The sequence below is a fragment of the Glutamicibacter sp. AGC84 genome (genome assembly GCF_053543575.1).
In genome coordinates, this window is the sequence record NZ_JBLVOC010000027.1 from 398879 (window position 1) to 421839 (window position 22961).

Sequence of the window (22961 nt, forward strand, 5' to 3'; positions counted from 1 at the left end):
CCGGGGGGGCCTTGGCGCGAGCTGGAGAATCTACTTCTTGGCTGCGTAAGGATCGGCAATGCCGATGTACTGCACGGTGGTGTATTCCTCCAGGCCTTCGGCGCCGCCTTCGCGGCCCAGGCCCGACTGCTTCACGCCACCGAATGGTGCCGCGGCGTTGGAGATCACGCCAGCGTTGAATCCAACCAGGCCGAATTCGATCTGCTCCGAAACACGGAACATGCGGTTGAAGTCCTGCGAGTAGATGTAGGAAGCCAAACCGTATTCGGTGGAGTTGGCCAGCTTGATAGCCTGGGCCTCATCCTTGAACGTGGTCACTGGTGCCACTGGGCCGAAGATTTCCTGGCTCAGGATCTTGGCGTCGTTGGCGACATTGGCCAGCACGGTTGGCTGGTAGAAGTAGCCCGGGCCGTCAACTGGCGCACCGCCGGTGATGGCAGTCGCGCCGGCGGCGACGGCGGCTTCAACCAGCGAGTGGACTTCGTCGCGGGCCTTTTCCTCGACCAGCGGGCCTACCGTGGTGTCGGCTTCGGTGCCGCGTCCTGGCTTCAGGGCCTTCATCGCTGCAGCGAACTTGGCGGTGAATTCCTCGGCAACGTCCTCATGGACCAGGAAGCGGTTAGCAGCGGTGCAGGCTTCGCCCATGTTGCGCATCTTGGCTGCCATGGCGCCCTCGACAGCAGCATCCAGATCGGCATCCTCGAAGACGATGAATGGTGCGTTGCCACCCAACTCCATCGAGGTGCGCAGGACCTTGTCTGCGGCGTCCTTCATCAGCTGCTTGCCCACCGGGGTCGAGCCGGTGAAGGAAACCTTGCGCAGGCGGTCATCTTGCATCAGCGGGCCGGAGATCTTCGAGGCCGAAGCGCCGGAGACCACGTTCAGCACACCAGCTGGAAGGCCTGCTTCCATCATCGTGGCTGCGAAAAGCTGGGAAGTCAGCGGGGTCAGCTTGGCTGGTTTGAGCACCATGGTGCAGCCTGCCGCTACTGCCGGGCCGACCTTGCGGGTAGCCATGGCCAGCGGGAAGTTCCATGGGGTGATCAGCAGGCATGGGCCAACCGGCTTGTGCTGGACCAGGACCTTGTTCTTGCCCTCGGGGGTGGTGAGGTAGCGGCCGTAGTGGCGTACGGCTTCTTCGGAGAACCAGCGCAGGAATTCGGCGCCATAGGTTACTTCGCCATAGGCCTCGGCCAGTGGTTTGCCCATTTCCAGGCTCATCAGCAGCGCGAAGTCATCCTTGCGCTCGGTGACAAGGTCGAAAGCACGGCGCAGGATCTCCGCGCGTTCGCGTGGTGCGGTCAGTGCCCATTCGGCTTGGACTGCGTCAGCTGCATCCAGTGCAGCCATTGCGTCTTCGCTCGTAGCACTGGCCAGCGTCAGCAGCTTCTCGCCGGTAGCCGGGTCGAGCACGTCGAAGGTGCCACCGTCGGAGGCATCCCTCCATTCGCCATTAATCAATAGGCCGGTTGGCACCTTGGCAAGCAGTTCCGCTTCGCGCTGGGCAGTAATCGACATACGAGCATCTCCTGATAGAAAATAATGAAAACTGATCGTCTTTGATGTCTACGCTATTCCTGGCAGGTGGTGGCTGTAAATTGCCGTCTGCACGATAAACGCGAGCATTCATTGTGCATTTAGCCTATGCGACTTCGGCTATTTTCCCGCTTCGTGACGTGCTGCCAAAACAGCTTCATAAAGCTCGCGTTTCTGCACGCCGAATTTTTCGGCCACTTCGGCCACGGCCTGCTTCATGCGCATGCCTTCCTCCACGAGGGCTGCAACCTTGGGAAGCAAATCCTCGATGGATGCGGCCTCGGCTTCCGGGGCTCCGTGGACAACCACAACAATTTCTCCGCGTACGCCATCTTCTGCCCATGCGCGCAGATTTGCCAGTGAATCTCGACGGACCTCTTCAAACTTCTTGGTCAGCTCGCGGGCTACGGCGGCCTGGCGGTCTTGGCCAAATGCTTCGATAGCGGCATCCAGGAAGTCGCTCAGCCGGTGAGGAGCCTCGAAGAACACCATGGTGCGATCTTCGGCGAGCAAGGAATCCAGGCGCTTGCGGCGTTCCCCCGCCTTGCGCGGCAGGAAGCCTTCAAAGGTGAAACGGCCAGTTGGCAATCCGGACAGGGCCAGCGCGGTGAGCACCGCAGAAGGGCCCGGTACCGCGGTGACACGGATGCCAGCACTCAAGGCAGCGGCCACCAATGGGTAGCCGGGGTCCGATACCGCCGGCATTCCTGCATCGGAAACCACCAGCACAGTCGCGCCCTCGGCGGCCAGGTCAATCACCTCGGAGAGCTTGTGAGCCTCGTTGTGCTCATGCAGGCTCATCACCCTCGCAGTGATTTTAATGCCCAGGGCATGGGCCAGGTGGTGGAAGTTTCTGGTGTCCTCCGCGGCGATGATATCGGCACTGGCCATAATCTCCCGCAGACGCGGGGAGGCGTCGGACAAATTGCCAATCGGGGTGGCTCCCAGGACGATTACGCCCTCATTATCTGAGTTCTGCACATTCTTAAGCCTACGCGACGCAGGAAAAGCCCACTTTCTGGACTTTCCACCGGTAGCATGAATTGGTGATGGGCACCTCGGTTTTAGACACTCCGGACTCCGGCCACGTACGCTCGGCGCGACAGGCCTTCACTTTCGAGAGCCTGAAACAGCGGCTCCTGCCTGTGGTGGCTCCCAGCGGCCCGCTGATGTGGATCATTCCGCTGGTCGTGACACTCATTGCCGGCCTTTTGCGCTTCGTCAATCTGGCGCACCCGCACCTGCTGATCTTTGATGAAACCTATTACGTCAAGGACGCTTTCGCGATGCTGCAAAGCGGATACGAGCGCGAATGGGCTGACGACAGCGATGGGAAGTTCATCGCGGGCGACCCGCAGCTGGAAGCTGAATCTTCCTTTGTCGTCCATCCGCCGCTGGGCAAGTGGATGATCGGCGTGGGCATGCTCCTCTTCGGTGATTTCAATGGCTTCGGCTGGCGTTTTTCCACAGCGTTGGTCGGCACCCTCTCGGTCCTGCTAGTCACCCTGTGCGCCCGCTTGCTCTTCGGTTCCCACGTCCTTGCCGGCATCGCCGGTTTGCTTATGGCCATCGACGGCCATTCCATAGTCATGTCGCGCACCGCGTTGCTGGACATCTTCTTGATGTTCTTTGTGCTTGCCGCATTTTATGCCCTGCTCAAAGACCGGATACATGGCAGAACCGTGCTTGCCCGGAAGCTTTCAGTGCCCGAGGGGAACCGGCCAGATGACTTCCTGCTCGTTCATGGCCCCATGCTCTGGTGGCGCCCATGGCGGCTGATCGCAGCGATCATGCTCGGTGGCGCAGTTGGCATTAAATGGTCGGCGCTGTCCTTCGTAGCTGTATTCTGCCTCATGGCGGTGCTTTGGGACTTTGGTGCGCGGCGCACCGCAGGAGTTCACAAGTGGCAGTCGGCGGCATTCATCCGCGACGGAATCTATTCCTTCTTCACCATGCTGCCGCTGGTGCTGCTGACCTATTTATCCACGTGGACCGGATGGCTGATCACCCAGGGCGGCCGATACCGCCATTGGGCCGAGGAGAATCCCGGCGAAGGCATTAGCTGGCTGCCCTCGCCGTTGCGTTCCTTGTGGCACTATCACCAGGCTGGCTACGAATTCCATACCGGGCTCGACTCCGAGCATGGCTGGCAATCCTCGCCGTGGACGTGGCCCTTCGCCGGACGTCCAGTGCTGTTCTACTTCGAAGGCTACGACAAGGGAGCCAACGGCTGCGGGCTGGAGCGTTGCACCGAGGTCATTACCGACCTGCCTAACCCGTTGATGTGGTGGGCCTGCACCATCAGCATGTTCTTGCTGATTCTGTGGTGGATTGGCGCCCGGGATTGGCGGGCCGGAGCGATCCTCTCATCGGTGGCGGCCGGGTTCCTGCCGTGGCTGATGTACCCAGAGCGCACGATGTTCTTCTTCTACACCCTGCCACTGGTTCCGTTCATGGTACTCGCGTTGACGTATATGATTGGCAGGTTCATTCCACGCGACCCTAATTCCAGTGCCGCGCACCGATCACGCATCATCGTACTCACCATATTCATGGCGTTATTCCTAGTCACGTCGGCCTTTTTCTGGCCTATCTGGAGTGGGGAAATGATCGCGGATGACTACTGGCGCTTGCACGTGTGGCTCCCCAGCTGGGGCTAGGCTGCCCGTGGCTTGGCCACCTGTTTCCATGAAATAGGCCACTAAGACGACCATCGAATCCCAAAGGACAATTCTTCAATGCAAGAAGTAACCGTCGAGCTACTCACTGATCTAGCACCAGAAGTAAACACGACGAACCTACTCCTTGATCGCGTAGCACGTGGGGCGCAACGGCCACTGTTCAGCGTGCAGCGCGACGGCACCTGGCATGATCTCAGTGCCGGTGATTTCCTCATTGATGTCAAGCGCCTGGCAATGGCGCTGATCAATGATGGGCTGCAGCCCGGTGACAAGGTCGCCATTATTTCCCGTACCCGCTATGAATGGGCTTTGGCAGAGGAAGCGGTGTGGTTCGCCGGAGGCGTGACGGTCCCCATCTACGAAACCTCCAGCGCCTTCCAGATCGAATGGATCCTGCGCGACTCCGGTGCGCGCGTGGTTTTCGCCGAAAACCACGAGCTGCGCGCCAACGTCCGCCAGGCGGCGGCTCAGCTGGGCGAACCGGTACGCACCCACATCTTTGAAGGCTCCGAGACGGCGGACAAGACGCTTATTCCCTCCGCTGGCCTGCATCAGCTGATGGTTCCTGCCAACCAAGTCGATGAGCAGCTGGTCGAATCCCGCCGTGCTTCCATGACCCTCCAGGACGTGGCCACGATGGTCTACACCTCGGGTACCACCGGGCGTCCCAAGGGCTGCAACATGACCCACTCGAACTTTGCCATGGTGGCGCATAATCTGGCCGGCCATATGCTCGAAGTGCTCGGTGAAGAGCGCCGAACGCTGATGTTCCTGCCGCTGGCCCACGTATTGGCTCGTGCCGTCCAGCAGACCTGCATCCACGGCGGATCGGTGATTGCGCATTCCAGTTCCATGGCTAATCTTGTCGAGGACATGTCCGCGGTCAAGCCCGGCTTCCTGCTGGCCGTGCCGCGAGTCTTCGAGAAAATTCGCACCACCGCTTTGGCCACGGCCGAACGTGGTGGCAAGGCCGAGCTGTTCCTCAAGGCAGAACAGGCAGCCATCGAGGTTTCCAAGATCCGTGACGCGCGTGCGCGTGGCCTCAAGACTCGCATGCCCTTGGGCCTGCGTGCCCGCCATGCCTTGTTCAGCAAGGTCCTCTACCCGAAGTTGCAGGCCGTTTTTGGCGGCCACTGCGGTTACGCGATTTCCGGAGCCAGTGCGTTGAACCCGGACTTGGCTCATTTCTTCCGCGGCGCTGGCATTGAACTGCTCGAAGGCTACGGCCTGACCGAAACCACCGCCCCAGCCACCGTGAATCAAGCATCACGAATCCGCGTGGGCACCGTGGGTCGTCCGCTTCCCGGCACCTCCATCAGGATCGCTGATGACGGTGAAATCCTGGTCAAGGGCATTGGGGTTTTTGCGAGCTATCACAACAATCCTGCCGCCACGGCTGAAGTCTTCGATGAAGACGGCTATTTCAAGACTGGTGACACCGGTGTCCTGGATGATGGAGGATTCCTACAGGTCACTGGCCGCAAGAAGGAACTGATCGTCACCGCCGGCGGCAAGAACGTCTCCCCTGGCCCGTTGGAAGAGATGGTCCGGGCCGGACGCATCGTCTCCCAGTGCGTACTGGCTGGCGAACAGCGCCCATTCATTACGGCCATGATGACCCTGGATCCCGAAGAACTGGTGCTGTGGGCCAAGGCCAAGGGGCTTGGAGCAATGACCCTGGCTGAGGCGGCGATCAACCCAGCAGTGATCGCCGAGGTCCAGAGCTACGTGGATACCGCTAACTTGACCGTTTCCAAGGCTGAGTCCATTCGCAAGTTCGTGGTCCTGGAAGAGGAATTCACCGAAGCTTCCGGGCACCTGACCAACTCGTTGAAACTCAAGCGCCAGAGCGTTCTCGAAGAATTCGAAGGCCGCGTGGAAGCCCTCTACCGCCAGTAATTCCCACTGGGTAAAGCAATGGGGAGCAGTTCACCATGAACTGCTCCCCCAGTGCTTTAAGCCTTGTGCCAGCTAGTTGCCAATGCCGAACGCACGGGCCTCCTGGCGCAGCCGGGCCGCCTCACGGCGGCGGCCTGTTGGCCAGCAACTGATCAATACAGCGACGATCGTGGCCAGCACCAGCACGGCGATGCCAATGGCACTATCGAGCCAGTACTGCTCTGGGTACAGGCGGATCAGCGTATCGCTGACGTTGAAGGTCCAGGTGCCCTCGGAGAAGAAGAGGGCATGGAATTGGGTGAAGAAATTGTCCCATCCCACAATCGCGGAGACGGCAAGCGCAGCAATGCCCGCCAAGGCCAAGATCGCTCCCGAGAACAATGCACGCCGTACGCCGCCTGCATAGCGCTTGGCGAGGTACCAAACACCGATGATCAAGATGACCGCTAGAACAGCTCCGAGGATATAGGCGAACCCGATGAGGTTCTTCACGTCCACCATGTGCTGGACTTCCCCTTCGGTGAACATGCTTGAACCGGTGGAAAGCTTCAGGCCGGCCAAGTATTCGGGGCCGGCAAAGTTGTTCAGGTAATCCACACCGTAGCTGCCGTAGGTCAGGCGTTCAGGATCGGTGAAACCAAAGGAATCGCTCGGGAATCCAGGGCGGCCGTAAGCCAGGGCCAGGAAAGCCGGCGTGGCGACCAAACGGATGGCAGCGATCAAGGTCAACAGCGGGAAGACCAGAGCCACGATCACCTGGGCAGTACGGCCCAGGGCCGGCTTCGAGTTCAGTGCCCGTTCGCGCGCAACCCGGCGCTTCACGGCCGCTTCGGAAGGTTCCGGTTCTGGCGCGTAGCTGCCAAAGACGCGGTTGCGTGCTTGGGCAACGGCAGCCTTAGTTGTTGGCAGGGATCCGGTCTTCGGAGCAGCAGACACCGGTGGCACGCTTTGCGCGGTGGTTGCCTTCTCGCTGGCTTGCGGCTCAGCGGACTTCCCGGCACCGGCTACGGCTTCGCTTTGCACCTGCTTCTCAGCTTCGATTTCGTGCGGCAGCTTGATGGCGCGAATGACATCTTCTACTGGCTCTTTAGCGGCCGGCTTCGCAGCGGGGGCCTTGGCGGCCGGCTTCGCAGCGGGCGCCTTGGCGGCAGGCTTCGCGGCCGCAGGTTTGGCCGCAACTGGCTTGGCGGCTGCCTGCTTGGACGCCGCGGGCTTGACGGGCGCTGGCTTGACCGGCTGCTTGGTTGCCGGGGCTTTGGCCGCAGCAGGCTTGGCCTCAGGGGTCGCGGCAGGCTTGTCTGCCGCTGGCTTCACGGGGGCAGGCTGCGCCTTGGCTGCAGGAGCTGCAGTTGGGTTCTTGGTCTCGGCGTCGGTTTTGCCGGACATCGCGCGGCGGATGGCCTCTTTGCGGGCGTCTTCCTTTTGGGCAGCGGCGTTTGCCTGGGCCTGGTTCTTGTGCTTTTCCAGGCGCGCAGTAAGCTCTTCAGCTTTTTGGCTCAGGCTGGTCTGTGGGCTTGGCATGTTGCCAGTGGCAGCCGGTGCCGGCTGGCCCGTAGTTCCTTGCCCTCCAGTGGGGTTTTTCGCCGCCTCAGCCATGAGGAGTCCTCCTGCAATTCGCGCGATGGTGTGCTGTTTTGGGGTTGCTTTACGGGCCGAGTACGGCCCACGCGCCTTTAGCATATCCAGCGAGGCGAGTCATCTGACGGATTACCACACCACAATTGGATTTCAGCTAGGACACAAAGAGGCGCTGCAGATGCCGCCAAAGTGCCGATGCAGGTTCAAGAATTCTTCGAGAAGAAGGTCTAGGCTTCTTCGTCGCCAGCTGGGAGCACAGCCAAGCGGACGCGAGTGTCAAAGCGCTGTGCACGGATATCGCGGGGACGGACCGAATCAATGGGCGAATCCGATGCGTGGCGAGGTTCGCGAACCTTTGGTTCGCGATCGCGGACGGCATTCACCAACGCGTTCAGCTCATCTTCTGGTTCAAGCACATCCGGGATGGCTCCGCGGATCAGGCTCCACCCGCTGGGAACTGTCAGACGGTTCGCATGGCGGGCGCACAGGTCGTAGCAGTGCGGTTCCGGGTACGTCGCCAAAGGCCCAAGAACAGCAGTTGAATCTGCGTATACGTAGGTAAGAGTAGCGCGGGCCGTTTCACGGCAGGCTGGGCGAGAACAAAGACGAAGACCTTCCACGTTTGCCATTCTACTCGGCTGGTCAGCACATCCTTGGGATCTTCGCCCATTTGCGGGCTGATGGGCACCGGCACAGTGTCGCAAGCGCTAGGCTGAGTTAATGAACTCCAAGTTGCCTGATCCGCCAAGCGGTTCCCGTCGCCACCGCCACGGACGCGGGCGGCGTGGCCCGCTGATGCCCATGCATCTTCCTGCTTACCGTTCACGGCCGGAACGATTTGATGATGCCGTGATGGCCAGTGCGCAAAGGCTCTCGGAACGCTGGCCCGGAGAAATTGAAAAGATCGATTTCCTGATTGATCCGGTGCCCAGTGACAAGCTGCTGGAACAGGCTGCTGCACTGGGCGAGCGGGTGCCGCTTGCATCATCAAAGCCAGCTTCGGCTAGCCGCCCAGCGCGCATCATCATTTATCGCTTGCCCATTGAGCAGATTGCGGAAAACACCGGCGAACTCTTGGATCTGGTCCATCAGTGCGTGGTGCACGAGGTCGCGCAGCTTTGGATGAAACCCATCTCGGAAGTGGACCCCGCGTATTTCCCTGAGGATCCGGACTACTAGGGCCATCTTCCCTAGCTGGCCTGGATCCGGCTTTCACGTCCCGGCGCATGGGAGGCCAGGCCAACGCGCACGGCACCGATCCATACCAGCGCAGCACCAACCAGGTGGGCGACCACAAGCAGCTCTGGCAGGCTGGTCATGGCCTGGATCGCTCCGAGCAGCCCCTGTCCGGCCAATACCCAGAGGTAGAGCTTGGCTTTGTGCGCCACGTCCGGTACTTGTTCTTTTCTTGCTTGACGCCACATCACCAAAGCAACAACCAGTGCGCCCACGGCTGCTGCGGCATGCACGAGAGTGATCTGCAGCCAGTCGAAGCCCATCCGCGGGACCTCGGCCGAGTCTCCGGCATGCGGACCTGAGCCGGTCACCCCGGTGCCAATGATGACGAGCAGGGCGCTGAGAACAACTAACCAGGTTCCCAGCGACTTCAGCGAATCCGCACTGGCTTTTGATCCGGCGTTTCCCAGATTCTGCACCTTGTCCCAGGTGGCCGCAGCGGCAGTGAGCAGCAAGGTCGCGGCCAGGAAATGGGCGGCAACTACGTAGGGGTTCAGTTTCACCCAGACGGTGATCCCGCCAATGACCGCATTGAGCACAACAAGCCAGAACTGGAACCACGCCCAGCGGGTGATGCCCGGAACTGGGTCGCGTTGCAGGCGGGCGGCAATGATGACCCAACCAACCGCTGCGCACAGGACAAAGGTGAGCAGCCGATTGACGAACTCGATGGTCGCGTGAATCCCCATCTCAGCGGTTGGCGCGATGGAACCGCCGGTGCAGGTTGGCCAGTCGGGGCAGCCTAGTCCTGACCCGGTGACTCGAACGACACCGCCGCCGACAATAATCAGAATCGCTGCGATCATTGCCGATAGCGAAGCTGCCTTGAGCGAACGACGTTCCAGCGTGATTCGCTCAGCCAGCCATGCGAAAGGGGTCTTCAATTATCCAGTTCCTTAATAGCGGATTCCTAGCCGCCGATGTTCACCACAATGCCGTCGCGCCCGGCATTCGCCTGTGGCATGGCAGCCCAAGCGATGGACCGTTCGGAACCGAGCACCAGCTGGGCCAGGTAAGCGTTGGCATCCGTCGAGAAGATGACTGCTTGGGCGTCTTCGGAGACAGATTTCGGATCGAAGACGATATTCTGCCCGGCCTTGATCTGGAGTTTCTTCGGTTCCTCCAGCTTGCCGTCCTTATTGACCACCACGGCTTCCACCGCTGAGTCTGCAGCTACGGCGGCGATGGCGAATTTCCCAGTGCCATTAGCCGACAGCGGCATGGCCTGCGTACCGGCTAGCGCGTTGGAGCTCACCGCCCAGGCAGTGTCCGAGGAATCCTTCGGGTCCGCACCGCGAACCATCTTCACCGCTGCGGTGACCGGAGCATCGGACTCGACAACTACCGTGTAATAGCCACCAGCCAGCTGGGTCAGATCCACAATCTTCGTCGCGTCGGAGTCGACGGCGAGGTTATCGTCGAAGCTGGCGGCGACTTCGCCGTCTTCGCCCAGGACCTTCACCTTGAATCCAGCGCCCGAGGAACCGGTTGCCGCAACGTGCAGCTGTGGAACCAAGGACTTGTTGTCCTTGCTGAGCTTGGAAATATTCTCCTTGCTCTCGATCCATACTCCCGGAATCACCTGATTGTTGGAAGCTGTCGCGTTGGCGCTGACCAGTTCAACACCCGACGGGGTCAAACCGCGCAGAGCGGCCTGCTGGACCGATGCAGTGATTTTTCCGCCGACGCTGGTGATTTCAGCCGAAACAGAATTCAGGTTCTGCGCGTAGCCGCCGAGCACGATGGCCCGGCTCTCCCCCGCTGCCAGGACAATGTTCTGCAGCGTCGAGGTGTCGATCAAGCCGTCTGGACCGCGAAGCCGCAGAGATACCTGGGCGGTGGTGTGCGTTGGGTTGGCCAAATGCATCACGCTGGTGGATCCGGTACTTGTCTGCAGGCCGGTGAATCGCCAGTTGGACGCCGGGGCCTGGCACGTTGCGGCAGCAAGCCCTGCCAGGTCGCCATCCTTGGCTTGGTAGCTGCGCACGGCGCTGCCCTTCGAAGCGAGTTCGCCCAGCGGCTGCAAGGTGTAGACCTGGGCGTCATCGATATCGTTGGCAGTTGAAATCTTGCTGGCGCGGCCGGTCAGGCCCTCATCATCAGCGCCACGGGCCTCGGCAGCTTCATCCTCAGCGATGCGTCCAGTCAGCTCATGCGCGCCGCTGCCATCGAGCTTGGTGAAGGAGGAGCCCGGAATGCGCTTGGCCAGATCCGAAACGGCAATGCTGCGCAGGTTGCTGGAAATGTCCTTGGCACCTGGGGCGAACTGCGCATCGGTGCCTTCCACGCCCTTGAGCAGCTGCGGGGTTGCCGAGCAAACGCTGCTGGAGTCACCTGCGGGCAGGTTCGTCACGGCAGCTGGCAACGACTTCTCGGCCGGTGCCGGGGCAAAAATTGATCCGGCACCCACTGCAGCGCCGGCAGCCGCAACGGCTACCAGGCTGAGCAGAACCGCGCCGGTCTTCTTGCGCGTCGGCGCGGCAGCCGCATCCTTGGAGGCCGCGGCGCGGGCCTTGTCCAGCTTCTGGCGACGCTTCGATACGTTGCCGTCCACCGATTCCGCCTGCGGCCTGGCTGCAGGCGCAGCCAGCGCACTGGCAGCGGCAAGTTCTTCCTTCGCGGCGTTCCGCGCGCGAACCTTCTCCAGCCGATGGCGGCGCTTGGCAGCCTTCGGATCTTCCGGTTCTGATGCCTTCGCGGCTTCTTCTCCAGGCTCCGGGCCGGCCGGCTGGTTCTTCTCAGCCCCGGTGGAACCAGCGCCAGCTGCGGCACCAGTGGCTGCCACGCCGGCAACTTGCGCAGCTGCGCCTTGCTGCTCCGCGGAGTCCCCGGCATCGTTCTGCTTCTTGGAAGACCCAGCCTCTTCTGCAGCTGGCGGCTTGACTGGTTCGGGAACAACTACCGGGTCCTGGGCTGCAGGCTTCTTCGGTCCAGCGTCCTGGGCGGCAACAGGTCCCGTCTTGCTTCCAGCCGCGGCTGGGCCGGCGTCCTTGGCAGGCTCGGCGTCCTGGGCGTGTTCCGGCTGCGCAGCTGCATCAGGGGTGCCCGCGGCGCCTGCATCAGCTGCAGGCAGTTTGGCGTGCGCAGCCTCGGGCTGCACCGATCCTGCTTGAACGGAGTCCGGCTTGGGAGCCGGCTTCTGTTCCGCCGATTCGCCTTGAGCCTTCGCCTGGGCAGCCTGCGCGGTGGGCACGGCTGCCGTGGCATCCTTGTTCCCTGACTTCGCCTCGGGCTGTGGCTTTGCTTTAGGTTCTTCCCGCTGAGCGGCCTTGGCTTCAGCCTTCGCCGCTTTCTCGGCGTTCTTCGCTTCGGCCTTGGACCGGGCTTGGGCTTCCTTGGCGCGGGCCTTGTCCAATTTGGCATCGACCTTGGCCCGGGCCTTGGCAGCCTTTGTCTCAGCACGCGATAGCGTCGCCGACACTGGGGTGGTGTCCTTGGCTTCTGGTTGCGCGGAGGCCGGTTTCGGGGCCGGGGTCTGTTCAGCTGGCTTGTCAGCAGAATCCGCTGAGTTCACGTTCTTCTCGTCGCTCACTACTTCTTCTCCTGCTCGGCATCGGCGTCCGAAATCCGGTCGCTGAGCTTCGGGGTCAAGTTCTCACGCATCTCGCTGGCGCGTTCGCGTGCCTCGCGGCGGCTCAGTGGCATGGTGCCGGTAGCCGGGCTCTGGACTTCGGCGGCCGCCAAAACGGCCGAGCCGTCGGCGAGTTCTTCATTTTCGCCGCGTGGTTCACGGAAGCGGTATTCGTTGTTGCGGTAGTTGGCGAATCGCCGCGAGCTTGGCACTGGAATGGCCAGGAGGACGGTAATCAGCAGAACTATCGCGCTGAGCACCAGAACCGGTATGGCCGTGGAGTCCTTGTGCGACAACGTCAGCTTGCCGCCCTCGGCAGGAAGCTCGTAAGCCTGGGCCCATCGAGTTTCCGAATCCTCGGGATAGGACACCGAACGCAAGGATTCGCCATCAACGCTGGCCCGCAGCTTCGGATCCGACGCGGTTGCAAGGACCAGGGTCCGCTTGGCATCAGAAGCCGGAATTTCCAGATTGGCGATCTTGCCACGCTGGGTCGGCAATACGCTCACGTCACCGTTTTCAGCGACAACGCGGGCAAATCCAGCGCCCTGATTCTCTTCATCGGCTTCATAATCCACTCGCCACAACCAGCCGCTGTCGGTCTGGCCGACCGATGCCAGCCCAGTTGCCGCATCCAGGATGCGCACGGTCGCTGGGACAGATTCACCAGTCTCGTTGAGCACGACAAAGCCCACGCCCAAGTCGCGCAACGATTCGCGCGAATCCAATGCAGACTCGGAGAGCAGCATCGCTACGGCTTTGCTCTGAACCTGCGCGGTGGCAGAAGCTTCATTGCGTTCAGGTTCCAGCAGCGGTCCGGCCAGCTGCTTGACCTGCGAGTAGCGGCTGATGCTGTCCAGGGTTTCACCGGAGCCCGAAACCAACTGGCTGTCGATTTCACCGGAGGAACGCGGGCTGAGCACCAAGGTGCGCTTCTGGAATTCGGAGCGGCCCGCATCGGCTGCCGTGGCAGGCAGGGTGCGAGGCTGGGAGCTGTGGACCTGCTGAGCCGAATTCAGGGACGTCAGCGTTTCGGACTCCGCGGCCGGATTCAGCTGGGCACCAAGCAGCACGGCGCCGGAAGCGAGAACCGCGAGCACGCTGAATGCGGCCATCAGGCTCATCGCCGGACGAGAACCCTGCATCCGCATCGAGCGCGGCTGATCTTCATGGCGCAGGGCAGCTAGCGCGTTGGCGGCAGCTGCAAGCAATGCAAACATGGCAAAGGAGACGAACGGACCGGTGTAGGCGCTCACCGCGGTGTGCGAGTCCAAGGTGAACGGGACAAAACCGACGGCCCATCCCGCTGCCAGCGACAGGACTGCGCCCCACAGCAGGCGGCGGGAGTTCCGGCGCATGCTGGAACTGTGGCTGAGCGAAGAACTCAAGGTCCCGAAAACAGCCAGCAAGATGATTGGAGCACCGACCAGCAGTGCGGCGACCAAGGCCCACGGACCGGCGGGCAGGAAGTCCCAACCCACCAGCGAGGCGTTGGCGTTGAAGGATTCCGGGAAGCCCAGCAGCATCTGCCATGGGGCAGCTGGCGAGAACGCGCGCGCCGCACCGGGCTCGGTGAACAGCAGCCGCAGATCGCCCAGGCCGGCAAACAGCAGCGGAAGATTCCACACGATTGCAGGCAGCGGGATCCACCACAGGCTGCGTGCGCGGCGCACCGAGAAGATGGCCAAAACGTAAATCAGGATGCTGGCGGTCAGGAAGAATGAAACGGAGCCCGCGGAAATCACCCAGAGCAGCAAAGCCGCACTAGCCGAAGCGGTCCATGCGGACACGGATTGCTGCTTCGGGTTCTTGGGCTTCGCGCCTTCGATGGCCACATGGGCATTCATGGCACGGATAATTGCCAGGAAGAACAGCGGCAGCAAGATATGGATCAAAACCGAGCCGACTCGTCCCGAGGCCAGCGAAGAGACCAATGAAGGCAATAGGGCCCAGATCAATGCGGCGAAGAACCGGACAGCACGCGAACGGCTCACCGCGCCAATGCCCCACCACGCGGTCAGGGCGGCCAACGGCATCGCGGCGAAGAAGAGATAGATCGAAGCTTCGTTGGCATGGTTGAAAGTCACCAGCGAGAAAAGCCAGAACAGCACATCGGAGTTATCCGGCGGAGCGCTCAATCCGGTGGTGATGTTCTGCCACCACGATAGGGCGTTGGCGCCGATTTCCTGGTTGCTGTTGGACAGCGGGCGCAGCGCGCCGCCGGACAAAGCAGTGGATCCAAGCAGGCTGCGCCAAGCAACCAGCGAAGCGGCCCCGGAGAGCAAGAGCGCCAGAATCAGCGAGAGTACCGCGGTGGTGCGCGGCGGACGGGCGATTCGCACGAAGTCGGAGAAGTTGTCACCGCTAGGTTCAACCATCGCGTCGGCACCACTGCCATCCCCGTAGTCCTCGCCATCGGCACGCCCGGTATTCACATTGCGGCGGTATTCGCGCACCTGTGCGCCGGAGACCATCAGCTTGCGGACCTGGCGGCGTGGAATTTCGCGGATCTGGGCGACGTTGCGACGCGAAGCGGCCAGCTTGCCCGGGGAGAACAGTCCGCGCAGGACCGAAGCCAGGTGGCTGAAGCCATGCCCCGGGTCCTTGGCCAGCAATGCTACGAGGAAGTGGCCGATGCCGCCGAGCAGCAATCCAATCCACAAGAACGGCAGTTCCAAAGGCGAAGCGAACTTCAAGCGCTGGAAGACTTCCGAGCGCTTGGCTTCGCGTGGGCCTGCCAGCGAGTCGACGACCTCGACCTGGTGGTACATCTTGGCACTTGGCACCACGACCACGCGGTGGCCGGCTAGGCGGTTGCGCCAGCAGAGGTCCACGTCGTCGCCACGGCCCGGAATTGCCGGGTCGAATCCGCCCAGCTGCTCAAAGACCTCGCGCCGGATAAACATGCCGGCCGAGGACACGGCAAAGTAATCGCTTCGTCCGTCGTACTGGCCCTGGTCGACTTCGTCGATATCGATCATGGTCAGGCGCTGGGCCTTGCGGTCCACGCTCAGCCCCACCTCGACCAGGTGGCGCGGGTTATCGATGTCCAGCAGCTTGCAACCGGCAATGGATACCGATTCGGAGGCCTCAACGGTCCGCGTCAGCTGTTCCAGCGCGTCGGGAGCAGGCATGGAGTCATCATGGATAATCCATAGCCATTCATCACGGTCCGAACGCGCTTCGGGAAGTTGCGAAACCGCTACTTCCAGCGACAGCCCCAGGGATCCTTCATCGGCCACCAGCAAGGCGGAGTTGGAAGGCAGGTTCGCCCGCAGGACCTCTAGCGATGCGTCAGAGGACGAAGCGTCAACTCCGACGAAGCGTTCGATAGGCCGGGACTGGTTTCGCAGTGCGGCCAAAGTGCGTGGTAAAAAGTCAGCGCCATCGTGCGAAGCAACGATGGCGGTGACGTGAATTGGCGGACGAATTAGATTGCTCGTTTCCGTAGACGGCGACGTTCGCGCTCTGAGAGCCCTCCCCAGATTCCGAAGCGCTCGTCATTGCTCAAGGCATATTCTAGACATTCCGAACGGACAACACATGCGCCGCAGACACGTTTCGCGTCGCGAGTCGATCCGCCCTTTTCAGGGAAGAACGCTTCAGGGTCAGTCTGTGCGCACAGAGCACGGGCCTGCCAGCCCAGCTCGCCCTCGTCAACTTCGCCGCCAACACCAAGCCAAACTGCCTTGATGGTTTCGCGCACTTCGTCATCCTCGTCGAGCTCAGGAGCCCACGAGCCAACCGAGGAGATTTCTTCGGTGTCGGATAACGTGTCGTGCTCTTTCAGGAAGCTGTCGGCCGCGGTCTCCAGATCGGCTGCAACTGCAACCCGTGCGGACTCACCGGCTTGAGGATCGACAAACCAGTCGGATGGTGCGTCCTCCAGCCCGTATTGAGCCGACGCAACAGCCGAGGTCGGAAATTCGGAGTACCCCTGCTCCAGATTCGCCATGGTGATGTTGACCTTTCGATTGGTTTGAGGAGATCGGGCCGTCATTGCTCCCGATCCATCCGGCAGCATTTATTCCATCGAACTAGCGAAAAGTGATGAACCTGCCCGGACTCACCATCTAATTACAGCCGTGTAACTCCGCTAGAGTCAAGCGGGGAGGTCATTCTAAGAAGAGTTCTCAGGAAACTCCCGGCACAACACGCCGTCAAAAGACGCACATGAGGTGGGCGAGTCCCGTCTTGGCTGAATTCTCGGTGAATTCTCAGTAATTAAATTTAAGGACATCCAATGAGCAATAGCCTACAATCACGAACATTTGTCGAGAATCTCCTCGCGCCGCGACGCAGTTCAGCCTCCCCATGGCTCACCTGGTACTCCGTCAGCGGGGAACGCATCGAGCTGTCCGGACGGGTATTTGACAATTGGGTCGCGAAAAGCGCCAATCTCTTGGGCGAGGTTTTCGACCTCGATGAAGACTCGATCGTGGTGCTCGATTTGCCGGCGCATTGGAAGTCCCTGGTCGTGGCCCTGGCCGCGCTGCACCATGGCGCCACGCTGGTCGATGCTGGGCATGATGATGCACAGCAGGCATCGGTGTGGGTGACAGCCCAACCGGATGATGAGCGCATCCCCAGCAGCTCTGAAATCCTTGCCGTGAACCCGGCAGCTCTCGCGCTGTCCTTCGGCTCGGATCTCGGCCCTGTCGCAGAAGACTTCAATGCCTCCGTGCGTACCTACGGGGATCAGTTCTATCCCTCGCCAGTAACTGGTGATGCCTCAGCCATCGCAACCAATGGTGACGCCCCGGTCAGCCTTGCTGCGTTATTCGATACCGAAGCTAAGGCGCAAGGAACAATTCTAGTGCGTGCTCAGCAACCCGTGCTCTCCTTGCTGCCCTTCGCCATTGGCCAGTGGGCAGCGGGTGATGGAATTGTGCTAGTAGAAGACGGGATGGAAGTGACCCAGCGCCTGCGCGACGGCGAACGCATCAACTTCGACTACCAACCAGCGGATTAGCGAGCCACCGTCGGTACCGTGCCGGTATCGGCCTGGCCAGCGGAGTGCGCTGCGTCAGCGCCGGTATCGGCCTTGTGATTGCCCAGAACTTCGTGGTCGTGGGCGAATTCTTCCTCCGCATCCATTGCGCTGCCGAAGACCCAGAAACGGTAGGCGAAGAATCGGAAGATGGTGCCTAGCACCAAGCCGACTACCGAACCGGCAATGAACACCGAGGTCGGATCGGTCAAGCCCAGCCAGTATTTGGTGACCCATACGCAGGCCGCGGCAATGCCCAATCCGATGGCATTCATGATGATGAACATCACGAGCTCGCGCACCACATTGGCCTGGCGGCGGTGGCGGAAGGTCCAGTAGCGGTTGGCCACCCAAGAGAACATCGTCGCGACGACGCCAGCAATGATTTTCGCTTTAACCTGGGAATCGCTCATGGAACCGTGCAGGAGCCAGACGTAGATCCCCGAGTCGATGATGAACGCAACGCCACCGACGACGCCGAACTTCGCCACCTCGCGCCACAGCAACGAGATGAGTCCGGCTATTTTGAGTTTGATGCGCTCGAGCAATTGTCCTCCAGGGAATATTGTTCCCGTCTGGCTAGCAGTAACAAGGCGCGCTAAGCACTACGAGAAGCGCGCGATCTTGCTATTTTATCGGCACTTTCTGGAAATTGACCGAATTGTGAGAGTAATCAGACAACGCGCATGCGATTCTCAACGTCGCTTTCGATACCCTTGTAATCGTGAGCTTTCCAAAAATTGGTGTGATTGGTGGCGGGCAGCTAGCCCGAATGATGGCCCCCGAGGCCCTGAACCTAGGTTTCGAACTGCATGTTCTTGCCGAAGGTCCTGATGTTTCGGCTGCGCGAAGCGTTCCCGACGCTCCTGTAGGCGACTACAAGGACCTCGAAACCCTGCGAGAATTCGCCAAGGGCAAGGACGTTGTCACCTTCGACCACGAGCACGTGCCCAACGAATTCTTGACCACCCTGATCAATGAGGGCGTCAACATCCAGCCCCGTCCAGCTGCGCTGATCCATGCCCAGGACAAGCTGGTCATGCGCGAGGCCATCGAACGCCTCGGACTTCCGAACCCTGCGTGGGCCAAGGTTGACGATGTCGATGCCCTGATCGCTTTCGGTGAGCAGACCGGCTGGCCCATTGTGCTCAAGACCCCGCGCGGCGGCTACGACGGCAAGGGCGTGCGGATGCTGGACAATGCCCAAGACGCCAGGGATTCCGCCGACTGGTTCGCCCATGGCCCGCTGCTGGCCGAGGACAAGGTCGAGTTCTCCCGCGAACTTTCCGCGTTGGTAGCCCGCACCCCTTCAGGCGAGGCCAAGGCTTGGCCCGTGGTCCACACCATCCAGGTTGATGGTGTCTGCGATGAAGTGATCGCGCCTGCCCAGGATATTGACGAAGCCACCGCGGCCACCGCAGCCGATGCGGCTTTGCGCATCGCCGAAGAATTCGGCGTCACCGGAGTCATGGCCGCAGAGCTCTTTGAAACCCCGGGTTCAGGAGCCGGTTTCGTCATCAACGAATTGGCCATGCGCCCGCACAACACCGGCCACTGGACCATGAACGGTTCGGTCACCAGCCAATTCGAGCAGCACCTGCGTGCGGTTCTGGATCTGCCGCTGGGCGAAACCCGCGAGCTGGGCGTGACTGTGATGAAGAACTACCTCGGCGGCGCCAACCAGGACCTCTACTCGGCTTTCCAAGCCGCCTTGGCCGCAGCGCCAGAAGTCAAAGTCCATGCCTACGGCAAGTCCGTGCGCCCGGGCCGCAAGATCGGCCACGTCAACGTTGTGGCTAACGCCGGGCAAAGCGTAGATGAACTTCGTTCGCAGGCCAATAAGGTTGCCGCGCTCATCCGTGACGGCATCGAAGCCGCCGTCTAGACTTTATTTTGATCAAGAGCCGCTGCCGCGTACCGGGCAGCGGCTCTTACTAGAACACCGCAAGGAAATATCTCATGTCTGAAGCACCACTGGTCGGCCTCGTAATGGGTTCTGATTCCGATTGGCCGGTCATGCGCCTGGCCGCACAGGCACTGGCCGAATTCGGAATCCCTTTTGAAGCGGACGTCGTTTCGGCGCACCGCATGCCAGAAGAAATGATCGATTACGGCAAGAAAGCCCACGAACGCGGACTGCGCGCAATCATCGCCGGCGCAGGCGGTGCAGCGCATCTTCCGGGCATGCTTGCAGCTGTTACACCGCTGCCGGTGATCGGAGTTCCAGTTCCACTGGCTAAACTAGATGGAATGGACTCCCTGCTCTCCATCGTCCAGATGCCTGCAGGAGTCCCCGTAGCAACTGTTTCCATTGGCGGAGCACGCAATGCCGGCCTGCTGGCTGTGCGCATGCTCGCAGCGGGAACCGATGAGCTAGCCGAATCGTTACAGGTAAAGTTGCTTCAGTTTGCAGATTCACTGCGCGAGCAAGCCCATGCCAAGGGTTCGGCTTTGCGCGCTGAAGTTGCCAACGAGAATTTCGCTTCCTAGGGAAAGTCCAAAAGTACATGGGTTCTGCCAGTCACCGCGCACCAAGTCCGTTGCGCCAGCCGGAGACCATCAGCTCTCCGCAGCGCAGCAAGCGGGCTCTGATCCTGGTCCTGCTGACCATTTTCTTCCCCGGCGGCGCTCAGCTGGTCGCGGGAAATCGCAAGCTTGGACGGATCGCAGTGTCCATCACCATGGCCTGCTGGCTGGCCATTCTTGCGCTGGTTGCCCTGTACTTCATTGATCGCTCGATCATTCTCGGCTGGGTTGCCCACCCGAACTTCCAGCTGTTCTTGATCATCGTGCTCGGCACGCTGGCCCTGGGCTGGCTGATCATGTTCACCAACACCTTGGTGATTATCCGGCCCAAGCTGCTGGCCCCTGGCATGCGTGCCATCGTTACCATCTTCACCCTGGCAGCCGTGGTGGCCACCAGCGGTGTCTTCATCTACGGCGCCTCGCTGTTGAATACCGGACGCGAAACCATTGTGGCCGTATTCGATGAAGGACCCGCCTTCGAGCCAGTCGACGGGCGCTACAACATCGCAGTGTTCGGTGCCGACTCCGGTGCCAACCGCGAAGGCGTCCGCACCGACGTTGCGGCTCTGCTTTCTGTTGATGCCAAAACCGGCAAGAGCCTGCTGATCTCGGTGCCACGCAACTTCCAGAGCGCGCGCTTTGCCCCGGGCTCTCCCATGGAGAAGATCTGGCCCGAAGGCTATAACTGCGGCGACGAATGCATCTTCAACGCCATCTACCGCAATGCCGAAACCGAGCACGCCGATGCTTTCCCCGAGTCCGTGAAGAACGTCGGCGCGCAAGCTGCCATGGACGCGCTGGAAGGCACCACGGGGCTCCCTGTCCAGGGCTACGTCATGATCAACATGGCCGGGTTCGAGCAGTTTGTCGACGCATTGGGCGGGGTCACCATCGACTCCGGCGGATGGGTTCCCTACAACGGGAAATACCACGAAAACAGCACCGTGCGCACGCACTGGTTCGCACCGGGCACCCACGAATTCACCGGCAAGCAGGCATTGTGGTTTGCTCGCTCACGCGACTTCACCGATGACTACCACCGCATCAAGCGCCAGCAGTGCTTGCAGCAGGGAATCATCAAGCAGTTCACGCCGCAAACGATCCTGAGCAATTTCACTTCGATCATGTCCGCCGGTGAAGAGCTCGTTGAAACCGACATTCCAGCAGGTCAGCTCGGTTCCTTCGTATCCCTGGCCGAGAAGGTCTCCAAGGAGCCGATGGCCCGCTTGACCCTCGGTGCGCCGGACTTCGAACGCAGCTTCTCCACCTACCCCGACTTCGGCAAGCTGCAAGAGCGTATCCAGACGTTGATCGCAAAGCAGAACGAACCGGAGAAGAAGAAGGAAAAGAAGAAGGACAATCCTGAAAAGAGCGAGGACACCTCCAAGTCCTCTGCTCCGGAAGAAACAACCCAGGCTTCCGAAGAAGCGCCGGAAACCACTGACGTGAACAATGCTCCGAAGCTGTCGAAAGAGGACAGCCCGGAATTCACCCAGCCAGATGGCAGCCCGATCACCGAAGAGTACTTGGTGCAATTGGAAATGGCCGGCTACCGCACGTTGATTTCAGAGATCGCGGCCAATAACGACGAATGCTCGGTTCCGTAAACGGTTAAGACCCCCCGACCGCCATGCGACCCAACTACCGCTCCTGAAAGGCTATGGTCAAAAGACGTGTTCGAGTTGAAAAACGCGATTAGGGACTACCACTGGGGATCTGCTTCGCAGATTTCCGATCTGCTCGATCTGCCCGCGGAAACCACCCCGCAGGCCGAGATGTGGCTCGGTGCCCATCCCGGGTGCCCGAGCCGGATCTCCGATAGCGGGACAGCGCTCAATGATTTCATCGCCCAGGATCCAGAGCACATACTGGGTTCAGCAGTCGCCCAGCGCTACGGACGTCTGCCCTACCTGTTCAAGGTGCTCTCGGCGACCCAGCCGCTGTCGATCCAGACGCACCCCACGCTGAAGCAGGCGCAAGAGCGTTTCGCCCAGGAAAACGCGGACGGCAAGCCGTTGGATGCTGCTGACCGCAACTACCGCGATGACAACCACAAGCCGGAGATGCTCTTTGCCCTGACCGACTTCGTGGCGCTATCGGGCTTCCGCCAACCAGCGCAGATTGTTGAAGACCTGCAGATCCTGGCCGCGCAGCTGCCGGACTCGGCGCATGCACCGATAGGCCAGCTGCTCGACCTGCTGCAGGGCACCGATCCGCTGGCCCGGACTTTCAAGCATGTGCTGACCGCGGGGGAGGAAATTTCCCAGCTGGTAGCGCAGATCAGCGAAGCAGTGGAAGGCAGCCCCGAATTGCACGGCAATGCCCATTTCGCCGAGCTAGCCTCGATCAACAAGATCTATCCTGGCGATCCGGGGGTCTTGGTCGCACTGCTGCTGAATTTGATCTTCCTGGAGCCTGGCCAGGCCATCAGCCTGGGCGCCGGCAACGTCCACGCCTACCTGCGCGGTTTGGGAATCGAGGTCATGGCCAATTCGGATAATGTGCTGCGTGGAGGCCTGACCAGCAAGCATATCGATGTTCCCGAACTGCTGGACGTCACCATTGCTGCCCCCTCCCCTGCCCCGATCCTGGAGCCGGTGGCCCTTGATACCCATGACCGCTTGTACAAGCCCGACTTCGAAGAGTTCCAGCTGCAGGTACTCGATCCCATAGAGCCGGGCCTTGCCGCTGATCTGCAGCTGCACGGTGCCGCTGTGCTGCTGTGCACCGCCGGTGAGTTCCTGGTCACCACCCGCGAAGGCGAACGCAGCATCAGCCGCGGGCAGTCGTTGTTCCTCACCGCGGCCGAACTGCCAGCCACCGCCATCTTGCAGGGCACCGTTCCGGGCCAGCTCTTCGCAGCCAGCGCCCAGATCGACTAGCTGCACTGCACTGAGGCCCTTCATGGCACTATAGGGGCCAAACGCAAAACTGCGAGCCATGG

17 protein-coding genes are annotated in these 22961 nt (G+C 61.1%); 8 read left to right on the forward strand and 9 right to left on the reverse strand.

The genetic code is table 11. From position 1 onward, the window contains the following. Nucleotides 1–30 precede the first annotated feature (30 nt). Nucleotides 31–1518, reverse strand: a complete 1488-nt coding sequence (locus tag ACNPN0_RS18260) for an NAD-dependent succinate-semialdehyde dehydrogenase (protein WP_105657476.1) — start codon at nt 1516–1518, stop codon at nt 31–33. A 138-nt stretch (nt 1519–1656) separates the two neighbouring features. Next, nucleotides 1657–2517 carry a 16S rRNA (cytidine(1402)-2'-O)-methyltransferase gene (gene rsmI / locus ACNPN0_RS18265; protein WP_105657475.1) on the reverse strand — a complete coding sequence of 287 codons (861 nt, stop codon included), beginning with the start codon at nt 2515–2517 and terminating at the stop codon, nt 1657–1659. Between the two features lie 68 nt (nt 2518–2585). On the opposite strand from rsmI, the gene ACNPN0_RS18270 reads away from it, so the two are divergent. After that, on the forward strand, nt 2586–4196 hold the full coding sequence (locus ACNPN0_RS18270) for a dolichyl-phosphate-mannose--protein mannosyltransferase (RefSeq protein ID WP_332594734.1): 1611 nt from the start codon (nt 2586–2588) through the stop codon (nt 4194–4196). 78 nt (nt 4197–4274) lie between these two features. After that, the gene (locus ACNPN0_RS18275) at nt 4275–6116 is read left to right on the forward strand and encodes an AMP-dependent synthetase/ligase (RefSeq protein WP_448937566.1); all 1842 of its coding nucleotides are present in this window, start codon (nt 4275–4277) and stop codon (nt 6114–6116) included. Between the two features lie 72 nt (nt 6117–6188). On the opposite strand, the gene ACNPN0_RS18280 is transcribed toward ACNPN0_RS18275, so the two are convergent. After that, nucleotides 6189–7637 (reverse strand): TIGR01906 family membrane protein, encoded by a 1449-nt coding sequence (locus tag ACNPN0_RS18280; protein WP_434691914.1) that lies wholly within the window; start codon nt 7635–7637, stop codon nt 6189–6191. Nucleotides 7638–7921: 284 nt separating this feature from the next. Then, nucleotides 7922–8323 carry a DUF3499 domain-containing protein gene (locus tag ACNPN0_RS18285; RefSeq protein WP_208294212.1) on the reverse strand — a complete coding sequence of 134 codons (402 nt, stop codon included), beginning with the start codon at nt 8321–8323 and terminating at the stop codon, nt 7922–7924. Nucleotides 8324–8414: 91 nt separating this feature from the next. Between ACNPN0_RS18285 and ACNPN0_RS18290 the strand changes: the two genes are divergently transcribed. Continuing rightward, complete coding sequence (locus ACNPN0_RS18290; RefSeq protein ID WP_434691916.1) at nt 8415–8873, forward strand: metallopeptidase family protein; 459 nt, start codon at nt 8415–8417, stop codon at nt 8871–8873. A gap of 11 nt (nt 8874–8884) precedes the next feature. On the opposite strand, the gene ACNPN0_RS18295 is transcribed toward ACNPN0_RS18290, so the two are convergent. From ACNPN0_RS18295 to ACNPN0_RS18310, 4 genes are read right to left on the reverse strand one after another with little or no spacing between them, the layout of a single operon-like run. Continuing rightward, the gene (locus ACNPN0_RS18295; protein ID WP_434691918.1) at nt 8885–9814 is read right to left on the reverse strand and encodes a COX15/CtaA family protein; all 930 of its coding nucleotides are present in this window, start codon (nt 9812–9814) and stop codon (nt 8885–8887) included. 26 nt (nt 9815–9840) lie between these two features. Continuing rightward, nucleotides 9841–12462, reverse strand: a complete 2622-nt coding sequence (locus ACNPN0_RS18300; protein WP_448937565.1) for a DUF5719 family protein — start codon at nt 12460–12462, stop codon at nt 9841–9843. Further along, nucleotides 12462–15986, reverse strand: a complete 3525-nt coding sequence (locus tag ACNPN0_RS18305; protein ID WP_448938971.1) for a glycosyltransferase family 2 protein — start codon at nt 15984–15986, stop codon at nt 12462–12464. The genes ACNPN0_RS18300 and ACNPN0_RS18305 overlap by 1 nt, the downstream gene beginning before the upstream one ends. Further along, nucleotides 15932–16456 (reverse strand): WhiB family transcriptional regulator, encoded by a 525-nt coding sequence (locus tag ACNPN0_RS18310; RefSeq protein WP_448937591.1) that lies wholly within the window; start codon nt 16454–16456, stop codon nt 15932–15934. The genes ACNPN0_RS18305 and ACNPN0_RS18310 overlap by 55 nt, the downstream gene beginning before the upstream one ends. Before the next feature lie 288 nt (nt 16457–16744). Between ACNPN0_RS18310 and ACNPN0_RS18315 the strand changes: the two genes are divergently transcribed. After that, nucleotides 16745–17473: a TIGR03089 family protein gene (locus tag ACNPN0_RS18315; protein WP_332498482.1), complete on the forward strand. Its 729-nt coding sequence runs from the start codon at nt 16745–16747 to the stop codon at nt 17471–17473. On the opposite strand, the gene ACNPN0_RS18320 is transcribed toward ACNPN0_RS18315, so the two are convergent. Further along, nucleotides 17470–18039 carry a GtrA family protein gene (locus ACNPN0_RS18320; protein WP_105657466.1) on the reverse strand — a complete coding sequence of 190 codons (570 nt, stop codon included), beginning with the start codon at nt 18037–18039 and terminating at the stop codon, nt 17470–17472. The two genes, ACNPN0_RS18315 and ACNPN0_RS18320, sit on opposite strands and share 4 nt — an antisense overlap. Before the next feature lie 176 nt (nt 18040–18215). On the opposite strand from ACNPN0_RS18320, the gene ACNPN0_RS18325 reads away from it, so the two are divergent. From ACNPN0_RS18325 to manA, 4 genes are all read left to right on the forward strand, one after another. Beyond that, on the forward strand, nt 18216–19376 hold the full coding sequence (locus ACNPN0_RS18325; protein WP_402735629.1) for a 5-(carboxyamino)imidazole ribonucleotide synthase: 1161 nt from the start codon (nt 18216–18218) through the stop codon (nt 19374–19376). A gap of 74 nt (nt 19377–19450) precedes the next feature. After that, nucleotides 19451–19981, forward strand: coding sequence for a 5-(carboxyamino)imidazole ribonucleotide mutase (purE, locus tag ACNPN0_RS18330; RefSeq protein ID WP_105657464.1), 531 nt, complete (start codon nt 19451–19453; stop codon nt 19979–19981). A 17-nt stretch (nt 19982–19998) separates the two neighbouring features. After that, nucleotides 19999–21624: an LCP family glycopolymer transferase gene (locus tag ACNPN0_RS18335; RefSeq protein WP_434691925.1), complete on the forward strand. Its 1626-nt coding sequence runs from the start codon at nt 19999–20001 to the stop codon at nt 21622–21624. A 66-nt stretch (nt 21625–21690) separates the two neighbouring features. Beyond that, complete coding sequence (gene manA, locus ACNPN0_RS18340) at nt 21691–22899, forward strand: mannose-6-phosphate isomerase, class I (protein WP_388024161.1); 1209 nt, start codon at nt 21691–21693, stop codon at nt 22897–22899. The last annotated feature ends 62 nt before the right edge of the window (nt 22900–22961 follow it).